Genomic DNA, 24,872 nt, shown 5'->3' with positions numbered 1-24,872 from the left:
GCAAGAGTTTTGTCATGCTTTAGTTACAATAAACAATAAGTTCCGATCTAATCAATTTAAATGAGTTTTTAAGTCGATATGGCAAAATTAAAAGACATTATCCAATGGTGTGACCAAACCTTAAAATCTCCCGAATTTAAGGACTATGCACCCAATGGTCTGCAGATTGAGGGTAGGGCTGAAGTGCGTAAAATTTTAGCTGCGGTGACAGCATCACAAGATGCGATTGATGCTGCGGTTCGAGAAAATGCGGATCTGTTACTGGTGCACCATGGCTATTTTTGGAAAGGTGAAGCTTACCCTATCACAGGGATGCGCGGTAAACGTATTAAGAGCCTCATTCAGCATGATCTTTCTTTAGTTGCGTATCACCTTCCACTCGATAGCCATCCAAGTCTTGGAAACAATGCAGCGATTGCTGATTTGCTCGATCTAGAACAGATTGAAGCGCTTGACCCCTCTGAACGTCATCCTATTGGCAATATCGGTTATTTAAAACAACCGATGCCTGTGGAAGACTTTAAACAATTCATTTCTGAGAAATTAAAGTTTGATGTGACCCATCTTCCTGCAGACAAGACCATGATCAAAAAAGTCGGTTTTTGTACTGGTGGTGCGCAAGATTTTATTGTCAAAGCCGCTGAACAAGGCTGTGATGCCTATATTTCAGGTGAAGTCAGTGAACGTACTTTCTATGAAGCCAAAGAACTCGATGTGCATTACTTTGCTTGCGGACACCATGCGACTGAGCGCTATGGCGTACAACGATTAGGTCAAGCCCTTGCAGCACAATTTGATGTTGAGTATGTTTATTTCGAATTAAATAACCCGATTTAAGCAATCACTGGGATGAAGCTCTTTTCATCCCACTCTCCCATAAGCTTTTACTGACCATATCAGCCCAAACCATAATTTAAACAAGCCATTAATTTAAAATACTATTTTCAATATTTTTATTCTTGTATCAGAGCATAGCATCAACTCAAAAAATCATTGTTTCATATACGCTTAAGATTCAAACGAATATGAATCATAAAATTTATTTCAATTCATACCATAAAATTGTAAATAATAAACATATTGATTCTCATTTACTTTTAAGCGGATAATAAAACTGCTTTGAAAAACATCCATAAACAATTTTGAATGATTAAAGGAATCAAACACATGGCATATTCTTTACCCACTCTTCCTTATGCATACGATGCGCTCGAACCTAATATTGATACAAAAACGATGGAAATTCACCACAGTAAACACCACCAAACTTATATCAATAACATTAATGGCGCGATTGCAGGCACAGAATGGGAGAAACTTTCAGTAGAGGAACTGGTTGCAAAAGTGAATGATGTTCCTACTGATCTTAAAAATATGGTGATCAATAATGCAGGTGGTCATGCCAACCACTCACTGTTTTGGACCGTCATGAGTCCACAAGGCGGTGGACAACCTACAGGAGCTGTGGCAACGGCTATTGATGAGCAACTCGATGGTTTTGATGCGTTTAAAGATGCATTTACCAAAGCAGCGATTAGCCGTTTTGGCAGTGGCTGGGCATGGCTGAGCGTGACCCCTACAAACAAACTCATTGTTGAAAGTAGTGCAAATCAGGACTCCCCGATTATGTGGGGGCATACCCCCATTCTCGGTTTAGATGTATGGGAACATGCCTATTATCTGAAATATCAGAACCGTCGTCCTGAATATATCAATGCCTTTTATAATGTGGTCGATTGGGATGAAGTTAATCGTCGTTATGATATGGCTCTACAATCTAAAGATTAGTTATTGATCGCAGTCTATTCAGATCAGTAAACCCATTAAAGTAGCTTAGAGCCTGCTCAAATGCACATATTTCGTGCAAAAGGCTCTAACTACATCTTGTGTATCCGATATGTCTCCTTGCGAAAATTTTTGCATATTTTGTGTATTAAAAGACTGCCCTATTGTCTCTAGAATCATTTACAATAAATGCACTTAAAGTAAAACCCAGCAAATTTGCAAGGAATGAAACATGACAACCATTACTTTACCTGCACTTCCATATGGCTACGAAGATCTTGCTCCGCATATCAGCAAAGAAACTTTAGAATTCCACCACGACAAACACCACAATACTTACGTTGTTAACCTAAACAACCTAATCAAGGGTACTGACCTTGAAGGTAAAACTTTAGAAGAAATCATCACAGCTTCTGCTGGTGATGCATCTAAAGCAGGTATCTTCAACAATGCAGCGCAAGTTTGGAACCACACATTCTACTGGAACTGTATGGCTAAAAACGGTGGTGGTAAAGCAACAGGTGCTTTAGCTGCTAAAATTGATGAAGCATTCGGTTCTTACGAAAAATTCGCTGAAGAATTTGCTGCTGCTGCTACAACTCAATTTGGTTCAGGTTGGGCTTGGTTAGTTGCTGACGAAGTAAATGGCAACCTTTCTATCCTTAAAACTTCAAATGCAGACACTCCACTTGCACACGGTAAAGTTGCAGTGTTAACCATTGACGTTTGGGAACATGCTTACTACATCGACTTCCGTAATGCACGTCCTGTTTACATCAAGACTTTCCTTGAAAGCCTTGTAAACTGGGATTATGCAAACGCGAAATATGCAGGTCAAGCTGCTGGCGTTGAAAAATAAGATTCGTCTTATTTGAAAAAAACCGCTCTTTTTGAGCGGTTTTTTGTTTTTGATGCCTAAACGCATATTTATAAAGCAAACAATTCATTTCTTTATATTATTTACTTGACCCATTTCCCTTTCCTCCCTAAAATGCGCATCAGATTCTCCAATAGCTCAGTCGGTAGAGCGACGGACTGTTAATCCGCAGGTCCCTGGTTCGAGCCCAGGTTGGAGAGCCACTATTCTTCCATAGCTCAGTCGGTAGAGCGACGGACTGTTAATCCGCAGGTCCCTGGTTCGAGCCCAGGTGGAAGAGCCAAGATTCTAAAAAGCCCAAGCATAATGACTTGGGCTTTTTTTATAGATCAACTTTTTCAAACATCAGCGCCTTCTCTTTTGCCTAAAAATGCAGATAAGCCTATCAATCTGCTTAGAAAAAAAACAATTAATCTAAAATTTAGCTTTTTTTGGCTTTGTAACTTGACCCATGTATAAATTTCTCTATACTGCATTTCAGATTCTCCAATAGCTCAGTCGGTAGAGCGACGGACTGTTAATCCGCAGGTCCCTGGTTCGAGCCCAGGTTGGAGAGCCAAATTTTAAAAAGCCCAAGCACAATGCCTTGGGCTTTTTCTTTTATATCATCAGTGTGCAATCAAGAAACCCATATCTACTCCTTCTCAATCCATGTTTTCATAGAACTGACCAATACCATTAAATATTAAGCTAAGTTGATGACGCTAAAGATATAGTATTCAGCACAGCTTCGATAAAAGCTAAAGCGTTTATTTTTAAATCATTTAACGTAAATTTCATAAAAATATCAGCGCAAAGACTTGACCCTGCGTGCTTTGGCACATAGAATGCGTGCAGATTCTCCAATAGCTCAGTCGGTAGAGCGACGGACTGTTAATCCGCAGGTCCCTGGTTCGAGCCCAGGTTGGAGAGCCAAAATTCTAAAAACCCACTCCATTCGAGTGGGTTTTTTCTTTGCGATAGAAAATATTGTGTTCAATCTGAGTCAAATCATCTTTTTTATCATCGGCTGCTTCGCCACTATTATCTTAGTGATGATGGTCTACCCTGACCTGTTTCGCTCTAAGCAAAAATTTTATGCCAAACACGTCATTACGCCGTTTGAACGTAAAATGTTTATTCGCTTAAAAGAAGCCTTTCCGCGCTATCATATCCTCGCTCAAGTTTCATTTAGTTCGTTGATTACCAGTGATCACTATAAAATACGGGCCAAATTTAACCGTAAAGTTACCGATTTTGTTTTATTGAATGAGCAATTGGATGTGGTGGTCATTATTGAGTTGGATGACCCTTCCCACCTAGGCAAAGAACAAGAAGATGCTGAGCGTGATGCGATGTTGAATGAAGCAGGTTATATGGTTCTACGTTTTACTGAAATTCCCAGCATACGACAATTACACAAACAACTGGATTATTTTGCTTCTGCAAAAAGCGCATGAGCTAGCGCTCTACTGCTCCACTCGCCTTTTGTTCTGCTAATCGCTTTTCAGCCGCCATTTTTTCTTGAATGAGTTGCTGCTGCTTCTCTTTAATCCGTTGATATTCAGCCTGGTTTTTCGCATCACTTTTTACTGCTAAATAGGCCATCGTCAAAATAAAAAGCGGGATCACAATTCCTAGACTTGCCACCAGTATGACTTTTGGGCTTAATTTTTTTGCTGATTTCACCATAATAAGCCTATTTTTCACATATTAAAATTTCAATGGGCCAACACTATAACAAAAAGAGCCTTAATCATGAGGCTCTTTCTACAATCAAATCATTCCATCTATACTATGATGGCACGATACCTGTGCAATGTTGGTTGCTACTCGCATCTTTTTCTGCATCAGTTAACACTATACCTGTCCCCGCAGACATATAAGTCTGTATAAAATCAACCGCATTTGCATTTTGACAAACAATAGCTTGGGTGTGACTCGCATTCGGTACAATCGTTAATTTATAACCATCAGCATAAGCTTGTTGCGGGAAGTAGCTGGTCGCGTTCGCTTTCATGTTTGCATATAAGGCTTGTGTTACCACAGGCAGTACGGCTTGATCATTTGCACCTTGAATAATAAATACAGGAGTTTTGATCACTTTCGCAGCAGTCGCATTGGTTGCAGGCTGATTATCAACTAAGAATTTCTGAACCACTGGATCTGATTTCATTTTATTTAAATCAATACCATACTGTGAAGTCCAATGGGTCGGATCTGCCAAAAACTCTACAACGCCAGCTTTAAATTGTTCTTGTAATCCATTAGCACTATTCGGTTCTGGATAACTCAAACAGGCACCATCATTACCATTACGACCATACGCACTTTCTGCAATATCAGCAGCACCAGCGGTAAAGATATTTTTTAAATCATAATCAGGTTGATACGCTTTAATACCTGAGCTTGCCAGTGCTGCATAAGCCAAAAGTTCAGCATAACCATCTGCAATTTGATCAATTGTCGCTTGTCCTTGTTCTGCTGTAATGATCTTGTTTGTAACTGCATAACGAACCTTTTGTAATTGCTCATCTAACCTATTAAGACCATGTGCTTTGGGCACGCCATTCGTATCCAGATTAAACTGTGGATCAAGATAAATTTGAATAATTTGCCCTAGACTAGATGCAGGTGCACCTGCTACTGCCCCCTTATAAGTTGTATCTGTATTGGCAAATTCTGCTGTACCCAATGATGCATGCCCACCTTGAGATTGACCAATCGACATCCAAGCGCCATTTAACTGGGTACCATAATGCTCTTTTACTGCTTTTACCGCTGCAATTGCGGAATTAGCCTGACTAGATAAGTTCAAATAAGGATGTACACCTGGTGTACCCAACCCCTCATAATCAGGGGCAACAATGACATAACCTGCAGCCAATAAGCTATTTGCTAAAATTTTGAAGCGAGGATGAATGACATTTTTACTTGGGGCACAATCATCTGCACCTCCAACCGTTCCATGCTCCCAGACCACCACACGATAACCATCTTTAGGTTGAGTTACCTGTGGAAATAAAACCATTGCCGTTGCGGTCGCTGTCTTCCCCTGCACATTCGTCATGTTATAAGTCATGACTTTAATAGATGAACTATTTTCCACGGTATCTAAAGCATAGTTCCCTTCAGACACATAGCTTGATTGTTGATGTGAACTAGACGAATTGTCATCGTCATTACAAGCGGTTAAAGACAGTGTTGAAACAGCAACTGTCAGGGCTAAAGCTATTTTCGAATGTTTCATAAAATATCCTTTTTTAATCATTGTTTTTTTAAGCATGAAACTACATGCCATTTTATTAAGGCATAAAAAAAGCACCCTGTATAGGATGCTTTTTGAACAAAAGTTTATTTTAAATATTTAACTCTAAAAAGATTCCAACAAAAATAATCAAACCTACCCAACGATTATGACGAAATGCCCAAAAACAACGCTGTGGATTTTTGTCTCTGGTTTTAGTCCATTGGTAAAGAAAATCCAGCATAACCATAAATAATGCTATTAAACCAAACGGTATCAATAAACTTTCTAAGTAAAGTGCCGTCCCAATTAAGACAACACTCGCAACTTGTAATAGCGCAATAATTTGAATATCAAAACGACCAAATAGGATGGCTGTTGATTTTACCCCAATTTTTAAATCATATTCACGGTCAGTGATTGCATACTGAGTATCGTAAGCAACTGTCCAAGCAAGATTGCCAAAATACAATAACCAACATGTAAGACCTAAAGGCTCTCCAACAGCGGTATAGGCCATAGGAATTGACCATGAAAATGCCGCACCCAAAAACACCTGTGGCAAATGGGTATAGCGCTTCATAAAAGGATAAATAAAGGCAAGGAACAACGCGCCAAAGGAGCAATAGAACGTTTCAATTGGTAAAAACAACAGCATACAAGCACTAGCGAAAACCAAAGCTAAAAACACATAAATTGCTTCTTTAGCGCTAATAATCCCTGTTGCTAATGGACGTGTCTTGGTGCGTTCTACATGTGCATCAACTTTACGGTCAGCAAAATCATTGATGGCACAGCCTGCTGCACGCATAAAAATTGTGCCTAAAATCATCGGAATTAAGATGTTTAGAGTCGGCATACCTCGGTTAGCAATCCATAATGCCCACATGGTGGGCCAAAATACCAACTCCGTACCAATTGGCTTGTCAAAACGACATAAATAATAATAGGCTTCTAAACGTTCACGCCAAGTAATCTGATGTGCAGCGGTCATGACTGTCCTTCACTTGCTGAATTTTGCTTCTGCAAGAACTGTTCAAAGCTCGCTAAAAACGTTTCTTGAACAATAAACTTACAGCCGTGCCAAGTATAACAGCTCTGTCTTGTCCAGCCATCATCCAACCAAATAACACGGCGTTCACATGCTGGATTGGTACGCTGAAATAAAAACCAACCTATAGGTTTTTTTCCAATATGTTTAAATAGTCGAGCACGACCCCGTAAACTTAAAATCGGAAAAATACTTTTAGCTTTAACCCAAGGCTCTGCATCACTGCCATATAAAAAACTTTCTCGCACCCATGAAATATGCTGATACGGCATATTCATCCATTTAGCATCAATAAATTGAAGACGCTGAAAATGCTCTTTGGTGGGTTGAACCTTAAACGCCCCATCTGCCAAATCCGTTAGTTGTTGCGTAAGTGAACCTGAAGCATATAACCATGTTTTTAGTTCCGTTGGAATCTGCTGCATAAGCCTACCTGTACCATTGATTTTACTGCGCACTTCACGCTTATTGAGTTATGAAAATGCCTTTGATTCTACTCTAAGATCAGCCACTAACAATTATCTGTCTTTGCAATGGTTTCAAATGTACCTTGTGGTGTTTTCACTAAAATAAAACCTTCGGCACTCAAATAAAAACTTTGGGGATAATCATAATCCAATGCCAACTCAGGGCTTTTCAATGCAACAAACTCTGCCTGCTTATAACCTTCAGAGGTACGACCAACTTCGATATACGTCACCATCGAAAAATTTAACTTAAACCCTTTGTCATGATTCTTAGGGTCAACCCAAGGATAAAAACTGGTGTGCTTCTTACGTTGTGCCATCACTCTCATCACTTTTTTTCAAGTTAAACAGATGATACAAAAAAACCCGCGACTAGCGCGGGTTTTTTACAGTGAAATTCAGTTCAGAATTACAAGCTGTAGTACATATCAAATTCAACCGGGTGAGTTGTCGTATTCAAGCGACGCACTTCTTCAGTTTTAAGTTCGATATATGCATCAAGCATTTCTTTAGTGAATACACCACCTTTCAGTAAGAATTCATGATCCGCTTGAAGCGCTTCAAGAGCCATATCTAGGCTGTGCGCAACTGTAGGGATTTTTGCTTCTTCTTCTGGAGGAAGATCATATAAGTTCTTGTCAGCAGCTTCACCTGGGTGAATCTTGTTTTGGATACCGTCGATACCCGCCATCAATAATGCTGCGAAACCTAAGTACGGGTTCATCATTGGATCTGGGAAACGAGCTTCAATACGTTTGCCTTTCGGGCTAGAAACGTAAGGAATACGGATAGAAGCAGAACGGTTACGTGCTGAGTAAGCAAGCATAATTGGTGCTTCGAAGTGTGGAACTAAACGCTTGTACGAGTTAGTAGAAGGGTTAGTAATTGCGTTCAATGCGCGAGCATGCTTGATTACACCACCGATGAAGTAAAGCGCCATCTCAGAAAGACCAGCATATTCATCACCAGCAAACAAGTTCTTGCCATCTTTAGAGATAGACATGTGAACGTGCATACCAGAACCGTTATCACCCACCATTGGTTTAGGCATGAAAGTTGCAGTTTTTGCATATTGATGTGCAACGTTCCAAACAGCATATTTGAACTGTTGTACTTCGTCTGCTTTACGAACCATTGTATTGAAGCTTACACCAATTTCTAACTGGCAAGATGCAACTTCGTGGTGATGTACTTCTACACGACCTGGGCCCATGATGTCTTCAATACGCGCACACATATCAGCACGCATGTCATGTGAAGAGTCAACTGGAGGAACTGGGAAATAACCACCTTTCACACGTGGACGGTGACCAGAGTTACCTGATTCGTAATCCTTACCTGTAGACCAAGCAGCTTCTTCCGCGATCAATGTATGGCGTGCGCCAGACATATCAACTTCCCACTTCACTTCGTCAAATACGAAGAATTCTGGTTCAGGACCAAAGAATGCAGTATCACCAATACCTGTCGATTTTAGGTATTCTTCAGCACGGCGAGCAATCGAACGTGGATCACGGTCATAACCTTGACCAGTTGATGGTTCGATAACATCACAAGTAACAACTACTGTTGGCTCAGCGAAGAATGGGTCAATAAAACCAGTTGCAGCATCTGGGCGTAAGATCATGTCTGATGCTTCAATGCCTTTCCAACCCGCAATTGAAGAACCATCAAACATTTTACCGTCTTCAAAAGTATCTTCATCGATAGTATCTGCTGGGTAAGTTACGTGTTGCTCTTTACCCTTCGTATCCGTAAAACGGAAATCGACCCATTTTGCACCACTTTCTTGGATGAGTTGTAGGACCTTATTCGCCATGCTCATTTTACTCCGATGATTTTTTGTTGCACTCTTAAGTGCGTGTTAGTAGTTGGTTCTTTTAAAGCAATTACCGTACCAACTTTAAAAAGCTTAGCTAAAATGTTGAATTCCTTATTAGAATAACCGTTTTGAAGCGTTTGCTTTTACTCTATTATACTGAGCTAAAAACTAAATGCACCATATTCACGCATGCTTCATGATATTTAATCTAAAAGATTTTCAGCATGACTCATAATGGTGCGTTTTTGTATTTTCTGTGCTTTTTTTACTCATTTTTTCTAAAATATGCGAGTATATCGTCCATTATTTTGATCTTTATTTCTATATATTGCACGTATTTCCAAATGAAGAGTATCTAAAAAAAATTGCATATTGATTATAAGTATATGTTTTTATATAAAATAAAAAAACAACAAAGCATAATACACAAGTAGCTACAAGCCGAATAGTTCAGTCTATTCAAAAAAATATGCTCTGTTTTGGTGACATTTTACTGGTGGTTGAACTGTTCTTACACCTTCACTCGACTTTATCGCCATTCACACACCGAAATCACACATAAAATCAAGTCCAGTTGCTGTTTGCCCCAAGACTATAATGAAAGCAATCACAAAGCAGACAATAGACTGAATTATACAAAATTTCATAAGCACTTTCGCCCTACCATTAAGCTCGCTTTGCATAGTGAGATACAACAACATCAATAAAAAGACCGACATTTAGCCAAGCATTTGACCGATATAAAATGAACTTTCAGCTTTGAGTACAAGCCTCTTTGGCTTTATCGCGATGAACTTTGACCAGCACATAATCATTTTCTTTCCATGTCGCTAGTGGTTGTACTTCACTGCTATAAATACCCTTTGTTATTCAGGTTGAAACTCGCAGTAAACTTATCTGCACTATGGGACGCAAATACCTTTAAGTACCCTAAGTAGCCATCATATACGGTTTTATCGCTAGCGTTATAGACCAATGACCAGTATGGGCGAGCCAGCTCGATTTCTATTCTGTTCATAGTATTGACTTCAGTTTTTTAAATATTTTTGTCTATACCTAAAGCCAAAATAGTCATTCAAATTTTTCTTGATGTCTTCTTGTAGATTTTGAAGTTTAGATCTGCTTTGAATAGCTTCGATGACATTCCCAACAAGTTCATCTTTATAAATAGCGGTATTGCTACCTAATAGAAGTTATTGGCTCGATAGTTATGTGAATGAAATTGTCACAAAACAAAGTAAAAATGCTAAAGTAGCCGCCTAATAAGTGGCTTTTTTCAGGCCTTCACTTATTAATAACTTTATGCAAAGTGAGTAACATTGTGAGAAACACTATTTAGCAATGTTAATTACTATAATAAATTTCAAGAGGTTATGCTCAAAATGCTTCTCATGATCGACAACTATGACTCTTTTACATACAACATCGTCCAGTATTTTGGCGAGTTAAATCAAGAAGTAAAAGTAGTGCGTAATGATGCCGTGACATTAGAAGATATTGAGCGATGGCAACCTAAGTATCTGGTGATTGGTCCTGGCCCATGTTCACCATCAGAAGCAGGAATTTCCATTCCAGCTATTCAGCACTTTGCTGGAAAAATTCCATTATTAGGTGTGTGCTTAGGACATCAAGCAATTGGTCAAGCTTTTGGCGGCGATATCATTCGTGCCAAAAAAGTAATGCATGGTCGTTTGTCTGATATGCATCACTCCAATAAAGGCATTTTTAGCAACCTGCCATCTCCATTTTCAGCGACGCGCTATCACTCACTGGTGATTGATCAAGCAACTTTGCCTGAATGCTTAGAAGTGACCTGCTGGACCAATGAAACAGATGGTTCCATTGAAGAAATCATGGGTGTAAAACATAAGACGCTTGCCGTTGAAGGCGTTCAGTTTCACCCTGAATCTATCTTGAGTCAGCATGGCCATCAAATCTTTAAGAACTTTTTAGAAATTTATGCATAAATGAGTGCAGTGAAAAATGAATATTCAACAGGCTTTAAATAACATCACCAAAAATATTGAATTGACCCAACCGCAAATGGAAGAGGTCATGCGTACCATTATGAATGGTGAAGCAACAGATGCCCAAATTGGTGCACTGATGATGGGTTTACGCTTAAAAGGCGAAAGTATTGATGAAATTACCGCCGCAGCTCGTGTCATGCGCGAGTTTGCCATCAAAATTGATGTCAGTGATGTGCCTTATTTAGTCGATATTGTAGGTACAGGTGGCGACGGTCAGAATTTATTTAACGTCTCGACCGCATCGGCGTTTGTGATTGCAGCAGCAGGTGCAACCATTGCTAAACATGGTAACCGTGGTGTTTCAACCAAATCAGGTTCATCTGACTTGTTAGAACAAGCAGGCATCCAGCTTGACTTAAACATGCAACAAACTGAACGTTGTATTCGTGAAATGGGCGTTGGTTTCTTGTTTGCACCAAATCATCATAAGGCCATGAAATATGCAGTCGGCCCACGTCGTGAGTTAGGCATCCGCAGTATTTTCAATTTACTCGGCCCGCTTACGAATCCGGCTGGGGTAAAACGTCTAGTGATTGGCGTCTTTTCGACTGAATTGTGCCGTCCAATTGCAGAAGTCATGAAACAACTGGGTGCAGAACATGTCATGGTGGTTCATTCTAAAGATGGTTTGGATGAAATTAGCCTTGCATCAAGTACCTATGTGGCTGAACTAAAACATGGTGAGGTGGTCGAGTGGGAAATCCAACCTGAAGATGTTGGTATCGAATCGCAAACCTTAACCGGTTTGATGATCCAAGACTCTGCGGAAAGCCTGACTTTGATTAAAGATGCTTTAGGTAAAAAGAAATCTGAAAAAGGTGAAAAAGCAGCCAATATGATTGCTTTAAACGCAGGTGCTGGTCTGTATGTCTCAGGACTTTGCACCAGCTATAAGCAAGGTGTGGCTTTGGCACACGACATTATCTATGGTGGTCAGGCTTTAGAAAAAATGAGCATCCTTGCTGAATTCACTAAAACTCTTAAACAATACGACGCTTGATAGACAGGATTTTGTCATGGTAGATATCGCAAATACGATTTTAGGCAAAATTGTAGATCGTAAGCAGGAAGAGTTTGCTGCACGCCTCAAACAACGTAGCTATAAAGATGTTGAAGAATGGGCACTTGAGGCAACGCCAGTGCGTGGTTTTGCTCAGTCTTTACTAAGTAAAAAACCTGGTGTGATTGCTGAAATTAAAAAAGCATCTCCGTCTAAAGGGATCATTCGTGAAAACTTTGATCCTGCTGAAATTGCGCAACAGTATGAAGCAGCAGGCGCAGCCTGTTTATCTGTGCTTACTGATGCCGACTTCTTCCAAGGCGCCGATGAAAACATCCAAATTGCACGTTCTCACTGTGGCCTACCAGCATTGCGTAAAGACTTTCTGATTGACCCTTATGGGGTGATTGAAGCACGTGCTTTACATGCTGACTGTATTCTTCTGATTGTGGCGTGTTTATCTGATCAACAACTCGAAGAAATGTCCAAAACAGCTTTTGAGCAGAATTTGGATGTGTTGGTTGAAGTACATGATGAAGCAGAGCTTGAACGTGCACTACGCCTCTCTGAACGTTGTTTGTTAGGTGTAAATAATCGCAATTTAAAAACCTTTGATGTCGACCTAAACACCTCGATTCGTTTGAAAAAACTGCTTGAACCCTCACGTTTACTGGTCACTGAAAGCGGTATTGCAACACCTGCAGATGTGGCAATGATGCAAGAGCATGACATTCATGCTTTCTTGGTCGGTGAAAGTTTTATGAAACAACCACGACCTGACCACGCTTTCACTGAGCTGTTTGGAGCACCCGAAACACTCTAATCAAAATTTCAGGGTAAGAACTAAGTCTTGCCCTGAATACTTTGTGATATGTCCTTTCAAAAAGCTGTTGAAGATCTTGTCAAATAACACCACCTACAAAACTGATGCGATCTCAAATTATTCAATTAAACCCTGCTTCTTGGCTTCATTCACTGCTTCCATTCTCGATCGTACCTGTAGCTTGTTATAGATTTTACGCAAATGCCACTTCACCGTATTGATGGATAAAAAAATCGACTCGGATATTTCTGCATCAGTACAGCCCTGACTTAATTTTTCCAGAATTTGTATTTCACGCTTCGATAAAGGTTCAACCTTCGTGCTATTTAACGAAACACCCCCACTGGTTTCAGTTTGATGCAACTTTTGTAAGTGCTGGATATACGCTATAAGCATGGTCAGATGTTTTTGTTGCTGTCGAGCTAGATGCTGACTTAAATCAGCTAACATATCCCAAATGAGCGGATGCTCATCTAAAATGACGCGCACAGCGTGTGTGGGCATGAGTCGCTCAAGCGCTTGTTGTAAATGGTCTAAAGCCTGTTCAGCCTGTTTCAACTGATATAGTGCTAATGCCAGTAAAACTTGAACTCGTGCCTGCCGTATAGGATAAATCTTAAAAAAGTCTAACTGTTGACTAAGATACTCTACAGCGGGCTGTACTTGGCCTGTAAAAATTTGCGTGCGAATAGGAATTAAATCGTCCCCACGTAGCAAATGAGTAAAATTTAGAAAAGGTTTAAAGGTGCCTTGTCCAACGTCCGCCAAGCCTGAATAAGGGTTTAACTGTTGTTGCACATAAAGTTGCACCGTATGTGCAAGTCGTGGAAGTGACCATTGACTACTACGGGTATGGGCTTGATTTGAACACAGCTGTATTGCAACCTGATCTTGGCGCAAAGTCGCTAAACGCATCTGAAGAATATAGCCGACCATAACCATATCAGGCATGGCCAAATGGTCACCGCTATTGAAATCAATTAATGCATCTTCAACCTGCGATATTCGATTCATTTCATAATATAGATCGGCTTTAAAACTACTCAGAATATTCATAATGGCCGCTTTATTATCCGCATCTAAGCCTAGATTACGGTATTCGTCACTTTGCCCAATTTGACTAAATTTCTCTGCTGCAAGTGTTAAATCTCCAAGCAAATAGTCACATAAAGCATCAACACAATCGACCATCGCTAAACCATATAAGTTATGGCCTTGCAAATAGAGAATACGCGTCTGTAAGAGTAGCTTCCGCCCTTCAGTCATATGTCCTGAACAAATCTGATAGAGCGCCCCAATCCCAATAAGCGGAGCACGAGAAAAATAGGCTGTGCTTGCCAGTTGTACCAAGTTTTGCTGTGCTTGTGTATAAGCGAGTTCCAACTTATCTTCCAAGACGGCAATTAAAGGCGCTAAACCCAATTGGTCTTCATGTTGTAACAGAGCTTCATGCTGATCAACACTATGCCAAAGCTGTAGATAATGATTGGCTAAAGTCGCTTGATGAGTCAGCACCAGAGACCAAATAATGTCATAGAGTAACTTAGGATTTTGCAGCAAAATAGCATCTGGTAACTGTTTGACTAACTCCAAAAAAGTATAATGTCGCCCTTCTAAAATTAATTCACGACAAACTGAATTGAGCAAAGACAGAATCAGTTGTTGATCTTCTGCCTGCTGAGCATGATAGATCGCGTCCATCAAATAACGTTGCTGCTTAAACCATTCTGCTGCTTTACAATGCATTTGTTTATAGCAGTCGGGTTGTAAAAGTTTAAACTTCGCTTGTAGAAAATCTCGAAATAAATGATGTATGCGATACCACATTCTTTGATCATCTAAAGCTTGTATAAATAGACTCTTTTGACTGATAGCATCTAGCATTTGCTGTGCAGTATTGTTCGCTGTAAGTGCAATCACCAATGCCACATTCAGTTTTCTCAAGACACTAATTTGCAATAAAAATTGTTGAATCTCAGCATCCTGCTGTAAAAAAACTTGCTCACTCAAATAATTAACAATCTGATGATGCGCACCATTTAAATTTTGAATAAACCCATGAATATCTTGATTTTCCTTCAAATATAAATTGGTAAGCTGAATACCTGTAAACCACCCCTCTGTTTTATGGATCAGTTGTTCCGCCAATTCAGGGCTTAAACTTACATGATCGAAATTTTGTTGTTGTAAAAAGTAAATTAACTCAGGGCTTTCTTGCGACTTGATACTTAAATGCTCTTCCGTTACCCATTTTAAGCGTCCTAAGAGATACTCTTTGACAAAACTCCAGTTTGGTTTAACCCTTGAAGCAATCACCAAATGGGCATTTTGAGGTAAATATTGATATAACCACCACAGGATATTTAAGCTTTCTTGGTTGTCTAAAACATCGAGTTCATCAATAAATAAAACGGTATCAATCTCTATTAAAGCGACTTGTTGGGCGAGTTCAATAATATGTTGCTTATGTATTTGACCATGTGCAATGGCGACTAACTGCTCTCTGGGAAGTAGTGCCAATTGTAAATACTGATATAAACGAATGGGGTCATTATCATCACTATCTAAAGTTAACCAACCCACTCTTTTTCCATTTGCAGCAAGCCTTTCACTCAGTTGGTACATGAGTGTCGTTTTTCCATACCCAGCTGCAGCATGTATAAAAACCAAGGAAGACTGACAATAATTCACCATCTGACTGAGCAGTTGAGGGCGTTGCATGGCTCGGTCACTTGCCATGCTTGGGCGACTGAGTTTGGTCTTTAACACTTGCATTTTTTATTCATCCAATCTTTCTGATTACATTGTTGCAGCAACCTTCATTTCCCTGAATTTTGCATAAAACACAACACTGTCATGGAGTGGTCATCTTAAGTCGATTCTACACCAAATACATTGATAAATTAGTCTGGCCTGTTTGATGGAATAAGGTGATATTGAGCCAAAATCATGATCCCCTATACCTTAAACCATTCTTTTGGAGTTTAGCTAAAGCATAGAAAATCCATTCTTTCGAATGGTTTGCATCCTCTACAAGATTGTTATGCTCAAAAAGTGGAAATCACAGTTATCTATATTTCAAGAAATTGATACCTGTTTTTTAAAATTGAAGACATACATGGAGTTTGTCATGAGCATTGCACAGTCAATCAAACATCAAGATCGCTTATTAACAATGAACATTAAAGATGGCGAGATCAAAAATGCTTTACCAGGTGTACACGTAACACCGTGCTTTTTAGATCCTGATAATGGTAAATGGGTGATTTATGCACGCTTTGATGCAGGTACAGTGCTACCGCGCCATTTCCATACAGGTGTTGTACATTTTTACACCACAGCAGGTTCTTGGCATTATGTCGAATATCCAGAAGATGTTCAAACTGCGGGCAGCTATTTATTCGAACCTGCAGGTTCCATCCACACCTTAGCAACACCTGATGGGGCTGAAGGCTTTATGGTAATTGATGGTGCAAATGTGAATTTGAATGATGATGACTCACTCATGTTCATTATGGATGCAGGCTGGATTGAGCGCACACTGCATGTGATAGCAGAACAAACAGGACAGAAAATGCCAGGTTATATCAAGCCTGGCTCAGAAGTTGTAATGAGCGCTCAATAACAGCCGAAAGGTTTTTAACTCACCTTAAAAACCTCATTTATAAAACAATGACTCAATCCAAGGATGACCGAAATGTTTGGCAAAATGATGCACCAATCTTTGTTAATTAGTAACTTAATTGAGCATGCTGCAAGATATCATGCTGATACCACCATTATTTCTCGAGAAGTCACTGGACAAATCACCACGACCAATTGGCACGAAGTTCAACAAAATAGCAAACGTCTTGCTCACGCATTGAAATCATTTCACCTTGACTTAGGTGACCGCCTTGCCACGATCGCATGGAACAATCACCGCCATTTAGAGTCTTGGTATGCAATTTCAGGGAGTGGCTATGTTTGTCATACCATTAATCCACGCTTATTCCCCGAACAGCTGATTTTTATTATTAATGACGCGCAAGACAAAGTGATTTTCTTTGACTCAACCTTTTTACCTTTAATCACTGCGATTCAAGACAAGGTACCCACTGTAGAAAAATTCATTTGCTACGGTTCACCTGATGAAAAAGTCTTGGCCGTGCTACCAAATGTCATTTTCTATGATGAGTTAATTCTAAATCAATCTACTGACTTTAACTGGCCGCAGCTGAGTGAAGAAACTCCAAGTTCATTATGTTATACCTCAGGTACAACAGGTAATCCTAAAGGAGTGTTGTACAGCCATCGTTCTACTTTACTGCATAGCATGGCAATTGCTTTGCCAGATTCTTTAAATTTATCTGCCAATGATACGGTCATGCCTGTGGTGCCAATGTTCCACGTAAATGCATGGGGAGTCCCCTATGCAGCAGCCATGGTAGGTTCAAGTGTTGTCCTTCCTGGACCAAATCTTGATGGGGACAGCCTAGTCAGCTTAATTGACGACTATAAAGTAACCGTGGCTTTAGGCGTTCCAACCATTTGGCAAGGTTTACTGGCAACGGCGAAAAAGCGTGGCACAACTTTAGCCAGTATGAACCGAAATGTCGTTGGCGGTGCCGCTTGCCCACCATCCATCATTCGCGATTTTAAAGACAATTACGCATGTGACACCATTCATGCTTGGGGCATGTCAGAAACTAGCCCACTTGGTACAGTCAACCAGCCTAAAGCAAAACATGCCTCTTTAAGTGCTGAAGAGTTTGAACAACTGCGTTTGACGCAAGGTCGTCCACCTTTTGGTGTTGAACTCCGTATTGTGGATGGTGATAGCCTGAGCCCATTGCCAAACGATGGTCAGACCCAAGGCAATCTACAAGTCCGTGGTGCTTGGATTGTTGATCACTATTTCAATCAAGAAAAAAGTGCCACCACAGCAGATGGTTGGTTTGATACAGGCGACATCGCTACCCTTGATACAGATGGCTATATGACCATTTGCGACCGTGCCAAAGATCTGATCAAATCAGGCGGTGAGTGGATTTCTTCAGTTGAAATTGAAAATATTGCCGTCGGCCACCCTGAAATTCGTATGGCAGCAGCGATTGCCGCGCGTCATCCAAAATGGGATGAACGTCCAATTCTAATTGCCGTGAAACAAGAAAACTCAACGCTAACCGAAGAAGAAGCACGGGCCTATTTTGAAAATAAACTTGCGCGTTGGCAGATTCCTGATGCAGTCATTTTTGTGGATGCTTTACCCATTAATGGTACGGGGAAGATTGTAAAAGCTGAACTTCGTACACTGTTTGCAGATGCATTACTCCCAAGTGAAGTGATCTGATCGCCCTAACAATTAAAATACACATCAGGAGATTGAAATGAAAAAGAATATGAAAACAGCATGGGTTACTGGCGGTAGTAGTGGTATCGGTCTTGAACTCAGCAAACGCTTACTTCAAGATCGCTATCAAGTATGTATTTTTGCTCATACAGGGATTGAAGAAGCGGTTATTGGCTTACAAAAACGCTCACCTGCTGTATGTGGATTTGAAATTGATGTACAAAATGAAAATACCCTACAGGCAAAATTTGCAGAAGCCGTTACTGCCTTTGGTCCGCCTGATCTACTGATTAACTCAGCTGGAATCGTGGTTGCCAAATCCTTTGAAGACATGAGTGCTGAGGAGTTTTTACGTCAGATCAACATCAACCTTGTCGGGAGCCGAAACGTAGCCCATGCTGCATTAGCATATCTCAAGCAAGCCGTTCAACAAGGTAAACACCCTAAACTGGTGTTTATTGCCTCTGCTGCAGGTTTAGTCGGTTGCTATGGCTATACAGGCTACTGTTCTTCTAAATTTGGGGTGGTTGGCTTGGCTGAAGTATTGCGTATGGAACTTCGCAGTCAAAATATTGATGTCGCTGTAGTCTGTCCACCAGAAGTGGATACGCCGCTCGTGGCAGAGGAACGTAAAAATGGTTCTCCAATTACAGCAGCCTTAAAGCAACTCGGAGGTAGCATGCCCGTTGAAAAAGCCTGCGCAGAAATTTACGATGGAATTTTATCTTCTCAATTTATGATCATCCCTGGCACTCAAGCCCGTATACTTGCAAAAATTTCACGTGTTTTGCCTGATGTGTATCGTGGTCAAATTGATAAAAAGCTCGATAAAATCATCAGTCGCTTACACGCAAGCTAAGTTGCCCCCACTTAAAAGTATAAGCAATACGCCAAACTTGAATCTACGTCATGTGTTGAGCCCTATCGGGACAACATTGACTTAGATTCAATGATTTTCAGCCTCTGATAAAAGCGATACTTAATCTCATGTTTCTAAAATAACCTATCATTTTCCCTTCAATTGATTACTATTCCCTATAAGTGCAATTCAGTTCAAATCATTGCAAATTCAGACTATAATTACTGTCTCATTCCTTATTTTGCGTATTTTTCTGACCCTATGAGCAAACATGATTCATCGCTTTCTAAAGAGCAGTTTAATTTACTGAAAGACTTTAAAAAGCAGATCACCAACCCGCATTCGACTGCCATCATACAGTCTGAAGCCAAAGCTCAAGTCGCTCAAGCTGAGCCAGAAGATGATTTCGCGTTGTTTCAAAAACAAATGCACGGTGTCCAGAAAATGGAGACTGCAAATATTGCCAAAATAGAAAAAAATCCAAAGAAAAAAATGGATGCACAAACTTTAGCTAAACGTGCGGCAGCCGAAGGTCCAATGCAAACTGATGCAACTGAGCTGTCCGATACTCAAGCGATGCTCAACCCTGTAGCGAGCCAAGCAGCGCTCAGTTATCGTATTGCTACGCTACAACATAAAGTATTTGAAGACTTAAAAGCAGGTAACATCCGCTGGTTTGAAGCTGTTGATTTGCATGGTTGTACCGTTGAAGAAGCACGTGTGGCTGTCTTGCAAATTATTCAAATGGCAAAAGATGAAAATCAAAATGTGATTAAAATTGTACATGGTAAAGGTCCAGAAGCCATTTTAAAAACCTATGTGAATGGCTGGCTACGCCAACACCGTGATGTCCTCGCTTTTGTAAGCGCTCCAGAAAAACAAGGTGGTACTGGTGCTGTTTTAGTCTTACTTAAACGCAGCGAGAAAAATCCAAAGTTTAAACAGTAATCGGATTTTAGTCCAAAACAAGGCATTGCAATAGTTTTCTGCTACAATGCCGTCCTTGTTCAATATCAGTGTAAGTGAACACGTCTTATGTCTATGCAGCAATCCTACGCTAACATTCTAACTGCCGTTGGTGAAGACCTAAATCGTCCAGGTCTCCTCGATACGCCTATGCGTGCTGCTAAAGCTTTTTCGTATTTAACGTCTGGTTATAGCAAAAGCTTAGAAGAAGTGACCAACAATGCGGTTTTCCCATCGGACAACCGTGAAATGGTATTGGTTAAAAATATCGAATTTTATTCATTGTGCGAACATCATTTACTACCGTTCTATGGTCGCGTACATATTGCGTATTTGCCTGAAGGCCATGTACTTGGTTTGTCTAAATTTGCACGTATTACCGAAATGTTTGCACGTCGCCTACAGATCCAAGAAAACCTCACCCAACAAATTGCAGAAGCAGTTGCAGAAGTGACAGGTGCACGTGGTGTTGCTGTTATGATTGACTCAGCTCATATGTGCATGATGATGCGTGGTGTTGGTAAGCAAGAATCGACGACTCGTACGGTTTCTTTTATTGGCGACTTTAAAACCAATAAAGAAGAACGTCGCGAGTTTTTAAGTGCGGTTCCTGAAAGTTATTAATCTCTGCGGTATTCAGCCTCAACGGATGTTGGGGCTTTTTTATGCAAAACTTATCACATGATTCTTTTTTGTTTAGAGAAATGAACAATGTCAGTAATTTGGTTAGCAGGTCATGGTTTAACCCAAGGCGAACATAGTATTGATTTTCCACGTCCAGACCGTTTAGTGCAAGGAAATCCTGAACGCCAAACCTACAGCCTATATGAACATCCGCATATGGCTTGCGGAATTTGGCATTGTGAAGTTGGGGCATGGAATATTCACTTTGCAGACAATAAACAAGAATTCTTTCAAGTCATGGAGGGATGTGTCCGTATTCATGATGCCCACACACAAAACGTCATTGAAGTAAAAGCAGGACAGGCAGGCATTATTCCACCAAGTTTTATTGGCACATTTGAAGTCGTTGAAGCTGTCAAAAAATACTATGTAATTGTTGAGGTATAAGTGCCTCAAGAAACGACTTAGAATTGTTTTGTGTTCTGAGTTTTTAGCCTATACCTTAAACACTCAAAAGTTTTTCACTTACATGAATACAGTTACGGCCATTATTTTTAGCCGTATACAGTGCTGCGTCAGCGGTGTCTAAAAAGCGCTGATAATCAGGATGACCATTATAAATGGTGCAACCAATACTCACCGTAAAGCTAAAGCTTTGTCCTAAAGGCGTTCGAATGGATGTCTCTTGAATACGGCTACGAATCGTTTCAGCAACATCCGAAGCCCTTTGGAGATTACTGTCAACCAAAAGTAATAAAAACTCTTCACCGCCAACTCGGAAAGCGTAGTCACTCCCCTTCGCCACATCCAACAAGACTTCAGCAATAAAACGTAAGGCCAAATCCCCTGCGGTATGGCCATATTTATCATTAATCCCTTTAAAATAATCTGCATCAATCGCCAGCAAACTTAAAGGTGCATCATTTCTACGAGCAAAATTAATTTCACGAGATACAATTGTACTTAAATAACGGCGATTAAGAAGCTGAGTCAGAGAGTCATTACCTGAGTCTATATATTCAGTCACTTGAAACAGTTGATCGACCAAGTGCTGAATCTGTCGGTTCATTTCACGAATGTCTTGAATACGCTCGATCTTTTGTGTTTGATCCTGGCAGTCAAGTACATGTAAATTCAGTGCATCTACTTGCTGAATCAAACCAATAATAGTCTCAACCTGTTCTGCACCTGTGAACGCATACGCGGCCTTATGCACAAACCACAAACCAAACTCAGACTTGGACAAAGCAATATGCTGTAACTGCGGATGCTCGGAAAAAACCTTGAACATCAACTCATTTTCCCAATCGAGTAAAATACTGCGCTGCTTATCTTTTTGCACGGCTACATCTTGCATTGCAGAAAATAAACGGTAGCTATGTTTTACTTCATGGCTCTGTTCGGTATTTGCCTCATAAGATCTACACATAATTTCAGTGGCAAAACCCATAATTTGCAGCATATAACTGAGCATTTGATGACTGTTTTTGAGCTGAAGTTCATCTAGTAGTTGCAAAATCTTGATTTCAATCTCACGAATACCACGCATGATCAACCATGAAGGAATGCCTACCCGCGCATGTACCTGTCCCACTTTTTGTTGTTTTTCGACTGCAGTAAAATAAGCTTGATTCAAAGCTACATCAAAGCTTTCAATCAACCATTGGTTTAAACTGTTTTTTAAGCGTTGTTGAATAATGTCATCTTTAAAGAAATCAGCCGCTTCAGGCTCCAAAACAATATTGCGATAAAATTCATTGACCAATACAAATGAATGCTGCTGTATGAAATTTTGCGCTTTAATGTGATCATTCACTGAATAATGTTGGCAAATTTTACCCCACTGCTCGGCCAACTTAGCCATGCATTCATCATTCATAAAGCCTACCTATTTATATATTTTGAGAATCGCTCGAAATTTATGTGATTAATATAACAAATTTTAATGCCTATTTTCATCATCAAGGTAAGCTTTCAAGGTCTTATAAAAATCAAACACTGATATTTGTGTGTTTTAACAGCGATTCTAGACATAAAAAAAGCTCCATTCGTGGAGCTCTAAAACTAAGTCGTACTAAAAAAAACGGATATAACTCAGCCCAGTCTGATCCCAATCTTTGCCTTTTTGCTGTTGATACTGCCAATGAATCCGTAATGCATTTTGCTGGTTCAAGACATATTGCAGTTGAGTGTTCAGTCTGACTTGCCATTGATGACTATCTTCCCAATATGGCAATTCTACCTGTACCAAACTATTGACATGTTCAGTCCAAATGTTCTGACAGCCCAATGTTGGTCCAATCCCCATTCGCCAATCACGCTCTAGCGCTTTACCAACTTGAATCCGGTTTTGCAATTGGACATAACATAAATGCTTGCGATCTTGGTCTGCTACACTATAACCAAACTGACTGGATAGATTGAATACACCGTGTTGATCCTGCTCACTAAATTCACCATTTCGCTCCAATGATTCTTGCTGCCATCCCACATTAAAGCCCCAACTTAAAGGGGTTTTAAATGCAGTTAATGGGCTATAAGCATTCACTTCTAACAAATTTAACTCTTGTAATTTCAGTCGGTCATCACGGTACTCTAGGCTACCTTCGAGGAACTTAAGCTGTGTGCCTAAACGAAAACCGCCTTGTGGGTCGATCAAATCATGATAGGCCTGACGATGGCTCAGTTGGAAGTACGAGTCTCCCTGTAACTTACCTCCCTCCAGTTGCAAAGTCCGTGCATGATGTCCTTTGACAGGGTCTACTTTGGGAGTTTCAACAACTTTTCGCTGTTTTTCCAAATCAATTTGACTACGCAAACCCAATAATTCTCGAATGCGGGGCTGAGCCTCTTCTGCTGTAACTTTTTGCGCAATCAATTGTAAATATAGATGATCGTAAGCCATCTCTAAAATACGCGCTTGATCAACCAAAGAATACTGATTTAAAAAAGTTAGCATTTGAGCAGGTGTTAATTGCACAATATGATTTGCAGCCATAGCCAGGCTCTGTCCATGTTGTTTAGCCTGTGCGAGTAATTGAGTTTCTAAGGCAGGACGGTAAGCACTTTCTGCAATTAAATGATTGTCATCCACAGCCTTAATGGTCTCAACTGGAATGGCTGCGGTTTTAAATTGCTGTTGTAAATTGATATCTGGACGAACCAAATCAATTAAACCCAGTAAACGATAAGCACAATTGTCACTGATAAAGTAGTAAGGAAATTGCACATGTTTGAGCTCCCAAATATGCTCAACCATGGTTTTGGTTTCTTCAGGAGTCAGGGCTAACTCGTACTCCCACAGATCACGGCTTTCCAAATCACCATATTCTTTCACTTTTCGGTAGTATGGCATGAGCGAATACTCACCCGGATACTGCCCAGTTAATCCCTTCCACGCAAAAGAAAAACTGTCGCTATTGGCCACTGTCGCTGCGTAATTTACCGCATAAGAGACTAAGTTTAGTTGTTTTTGGTCTTTAGGATCGAGCCTTAACAAAGTATGTCCAAACATCGAACTGGGATTACCCATAAAGTCTGTGGCGTAAATTAAAGTCGCCTTATACGGCTTAATTTGCCCAATCCATTCATCCAGTTCAGGACAGGATGCTTTAGGAAGTTGATTCGGTGCAATATCAAGTTGTCTTATGAGCCATTTTGAACGTGCAGGAAAGCGACACTGAATGGATTCATTCACGGCAGCCTGTGTAAAAAGTGCCACAATATTTGCATCAAGTTCTTGCTTGAGTTGGGTTTGTCCGTGTTCGCTATAGAAGAACGGGCGATAGGTCACTTCACTATTTCCCGAAGTATTCGCATACATCAAACGTTGCCAAGTCACATTTGAGGCAAGCTCAAGCTGATGGGCTTTTTCAATATAAAACTCTGCTGAGCGGGGTGCCTGAGCAAAGATCGTGGTGCTAAACAGCGCACTGGAAAAGAGGAGAAGCGATTTCATGCAGAGTTGAGTCTTCTTCTTTTTAGATATGAAAAACCCTGCCTTTAAAGAC

The 24,872-nt window shown here is 40.3% G+C and carries 22 protein-coding genes and 4 tRNA genes; 17 read left to right on the top strand and 9 right to left on the bottom strand.

Annotated elements, in window-relative coordinates; translation table 11 throughout:
- Positions 1–78: 78 nt before the first annotated feature.
- From DPG01_RS06115 to DPG01_RS06080, 8 genes are all read left to right on the top strand, one after another.
- Entirely contained in the window at positions 79–837 is a 759-nt protein-coding gene (locus DPG01_RS06115) for a Nif3-like dinuclear metal center hexameric protein (RefSeq protein WP_110974499.1), read from the top strand.
- 330 nt (positions 838–1,167) lie between these two features.
- Positions 1,168–1,788: a superoxide dismutase gene (locus DPG01_RS06110; protein WP_086207999.1), complete on the top strand. Its 621-nt coding sequence runs from the start codon at positions 1,168–1,170 to the stop codon at positions 1,786–1,788.
- 229 nt (positions 1,789–2,017) lie between these two features.
- On the top strand, positions 2,018–2,644 hold the full coding sequence (locus tag DPG01_RS06105) for a superoxide dismutase (protein WP_010327236.1): 627 nt from the start codon (positions 2,018–2,020) through the stop codon (positions 2,642–2,644).
- Positions 2,645–2,789: 145 nt separating this feature from the next.
- Positions 2,790–2,865 (top strand) — tRNA-Asn (locus tag DPG01_RS06100).
- A gap of 4 nt (positions 2,866–2,869) precedes the next feature.
- Positions 2,870–2,945: transfer RNA gene (locus DPG01_RS06095), tRNA-Asn, on the top strand.
- Between the two features lie 200 nt (positions 2,946–3,145).
- Positions 3,146–3,221: transfer RNA gene (locus tag DPG01_RS06090), tRNA-Asn, on the top strand.
- A 280-nt stretch (positions 3,222–3,501) separates the two neighbouring features.
- Positions 3,502–3,577, top strand: a tRNA-Asn gene (locus DPG01_RS06085).
- A gap of 56 nt (positions 3,578–3,633) precedes the next feature.
- Complete coding sequence (locus tag DPG01_RS06080) at positions 3,634–4,101, top strand: DUF2726 domain-containing protein (RefSeq protein ID WP_162622326.1); 468 nt, start codon at positions 3,634–3,636, stop codon at positions 4,099–4,101.
- Between the two features lies 1 nt (position 4,102).
- On the opposite strand, the gene DPG01_RS06075 is transcribed toward DPG01_RS06080, so the two are convergent.
- The 6 genes from DPG01_RS06075 to glnA form a co-directional block, all read right to left on the bottom strand.
- Complete coding sequence (locus DPG01_RS06075) at positions 4,103–4,333, bottom strand: hypothetical protein (protein WP_110974497.1); 231 nt, start codon at positions 4,331–4,333, stop codon at positions 4,103–4,105.
- Positions 4,334–4,436: 103 nt separating this feature from the next.
- Positions 4,437–5,891, bottom strand: a complete 1,455-nt coding sequence (locus DPG01_RS06070; RefSeq protein ID WP_110974531.1) for an alpha/beta hydrolase family protein — start codon at positions 5,889–5,891, stop codon at positions 4,437–4,439.
- A 109-nt stretch (positions 5,892–6,000) separates the two neighbouring features.
- Entirely contained in the window at positions 6,001–6,882 is an 882-nt protein-coding gene (gene ubiA / locus DPG01_RS06065; RefSeq protein WP_086208004.1) for a 4-hydroxybenzoate octaprenyltransferase, read from the bottom strand.
- On the bottom strand, positions 6,879–7,364 hold the full coding sequence (locus tag DPG01_RS06060; protein WP_110974496.1) for a chorismate--pyruvate lyase family protein: 486 nt from the start codon (positions 7,362–7,364) through the stop codon (positions 6,879–6,881). The genes ubiA and DPG01_RS06060 overlap by 4 nt, the downstream gene beginning before the upstream one ends.
- Before the next feature lie 86 nt (positions 7,365–7,450).
- Positions 7,451–7,726: a hypothetical protein gene (locus tag DPG01_RS06055; protein ID WP_086208006.1), complete on the bottom strand. Its 276-nt coding sequence runs from the start codon at positions 7,724–7,726 to the stop codon at positions 7,451–7,453.
- 89 nt (positions 7,727–7,815) lie between these two features.
- Entirely contained in the window at positions 7,816–9,231 is a 1,416-nt protein-coding gene (gene glnA, locus DPG01_RS06050; protein ID WP_171264393.1) for a type I glutamate--ammonia ligase, read from the bottom strand.
- A 1,379-nt stretch (positions 9,232–10,610) separates the two neighbouring features.
- On the opposite strand from glnA, the gene DPG01_RS06040 reads away from it, so the two are divergent.
- From DPG01_RS06040 to trpC, 3 genes are read left to right on the top strand one after another with little or no spacing between them, the layout of a single operon-like run.
- Positions 10,611–11,195: an anthranilate synthase component II gene (locus tag DPG01_RS06040; protein WP_086208248.1), complete on the top strand. Its 585-nt coding sequence runs from the start codon at positions 10,611–10,613 to the stop codon at positions 11,193–11,195.
- A 16-nt stretch (positions 11,196–11,211) separates the two neighbouring features.
- Positions 11,212–12,258 (top strand): anthranilate phosphoribosyltransferase, encoded by a 1,047-nt coding sequence (gene trpD, locus DPG01_RS06035; protein WP_086208010.1) that lies wholly within the window; start codon positions 11,212–11,214, stop codon positions 12,256–12,258.
- Between the two features lie 16 nt (positions 12,259–12,274).
- A complete protein-coding gene (gene trpC, locus DPG01_RS06030; RefSeq protein ID WP_110974494.1) occupies positions 12,275–13,081 on the top strand; it encodes an indole-3-glycerol phosphate synthase TrpC in 807 nt (268 codons plus the stop codon).
- Positions 13,082–13,198: 117 nt separating this feature from the next.
- Here trpC and DPG01_RS06025 read toward each other — a convergent pair whose 3' ends face one another.
- Complete coding sequence (locus DPG01_RS06025; protein WP_162622325.1) at positions 13,199–15,856, bottom strand: LuxR C-terminal-related transcriptional regulator; 2,658 nt, start codon at positions 15,854–15,856, stop codon at positions 13,199–13,201.
- A gap of 355 nt (positions 15,857–16,211) precedes the next feature.
- Here DPG01_RS06025 and DPG01_RS06020 point away from each other — a divergent pair, with 355 nt between their 5' ends.
- The 6 genes from DPG01_RS06020 to DPG01_RS05995 all read left to right on the top strand — a co-directional run bounded on the left by DPG01_RS06020 (position 16,212) and on the right by DPG01_RS05995 (position 21,309).
- Positions 16,212–16,706 carry a 2,4'-dihydroxyacetophenone dioxygenase family protein gene (locus DPG01_RS06020; protein WP_086208249.1) on the top strand — a complete coding sequence of 165 codons (495 nt, stop codon included), beginning with the start codon at positions 16,212–16,214 and terminating at the stop codon, positions 16,704–16,706.
- Between the two features lie 72 nt (positions 16,707–16,778).
- Positions 16,779–18,413, top strand: coding sequence for a long-chain fatty acid--CoA ligase (locus DPG01_RS06015; protein WP_110974493.1), 1,635 nt, complete (start codon positions 16,779–16,781; stop codon positions 18,411–18,413).
- A 37-nt stretch (positions 18,414–18,450) separates the two neighbouring features.
- Positions 18,451–19,272 carry an SDR family NAD(P)-dependent oxidoreductase gene (locus DPG01_RS06010; RefSeq protein ID WP_228156969.1) on the top strand — a complete coding sequence of 274 codons (822 nt, stop codon included), beginning with the start codon at positions 18,451–18,453 and terminating at the stop codon, positions 19,270–19,272.
- A 261-nt stretch (positions 19,273–19,533) separates the two neighbouring features.
- Entirely contained in the window at positions 19,534–20,220 is a 687-nt protein-coding gene (locus tag DPG01_RS06005) for a Smr/MutS family protein (RefSeq protein WP_110974492.1), read from the top strand.
- 93 nt (positions 20,221–20,313) lie between these two features.
- Positions 20,314–20,862: a GTP cyclohydrolase I FolE gene (gene folE / locus DPG01_RS06000; RefSeq protein WP_171264403.1), complete on the top strand. Its 549-nt coding sequence runs from the start codon at positions 20,314–20,316 to the stop codon at positions 20,860–20,862.
- An 87-nt stretch (positions 20,863–20,949) separates the two neighbouring features.
- Positions 20,950–21,309: a cupin domain-containing protein gene (locus DPG01_RS05995; RefSeq protein WP_086208016.1), complete on the top strand. Its 360-nt coding sequence runs from the start codon at positions 20,950–20,952 to the stop codon at positions 21,307–21,309.
- 55 nt (positions 21,310–21,364) lie between these two features.
- Here DPG01_RS05995 and DPG01_RS05990 read toward each other — a convergent pair whose 3' ends face one another.
- Together DPG01_RS05990 and DPG01_RS05985 are read right to left on the bottom strand one after the other, a co-directional pair.
- Positions 21,365–22,741 (bottom strand): diguanylate cyclase, encoded by a 1,377-nt coding sequence (locus DPG01_RS05990; protein WP_086208017.1) that lies wholly within the window; start codon positions 22,739–22,741, stop codon positions 21,365–21,367.
- A 195-nt stretch (positions 22,742–22,936) separates the two neighbouring features.
- On the bottom strand, positions 22,937–24,820 hold the full coding sequence (locus DPG01_RS05985; protein ID WP_110974491.1) for a DUF4105 domain-containing protein: 1,884 nt from the start codon (positions 24,818–24,820) through the stop codon (positions 22,937–22,939).
- Positions 24,821–24,872: the final 52 nt, after the last annotated feature.

Source organism: Acinetobacter sp. WCHAc060042 (assembly GCF_003231195.1).
In the GTDB taxonomy this organism is placed as follows: Bacteria; Pseudomonadota; Gammaproteobacteria; order Pseudomonadales; family Moraxellaceae; genus Acinetobacter.
Note: the sequence above shows the minus strand (reverse complement) of the source record. Positions and strands in the feature narration are given on the sequence as shown.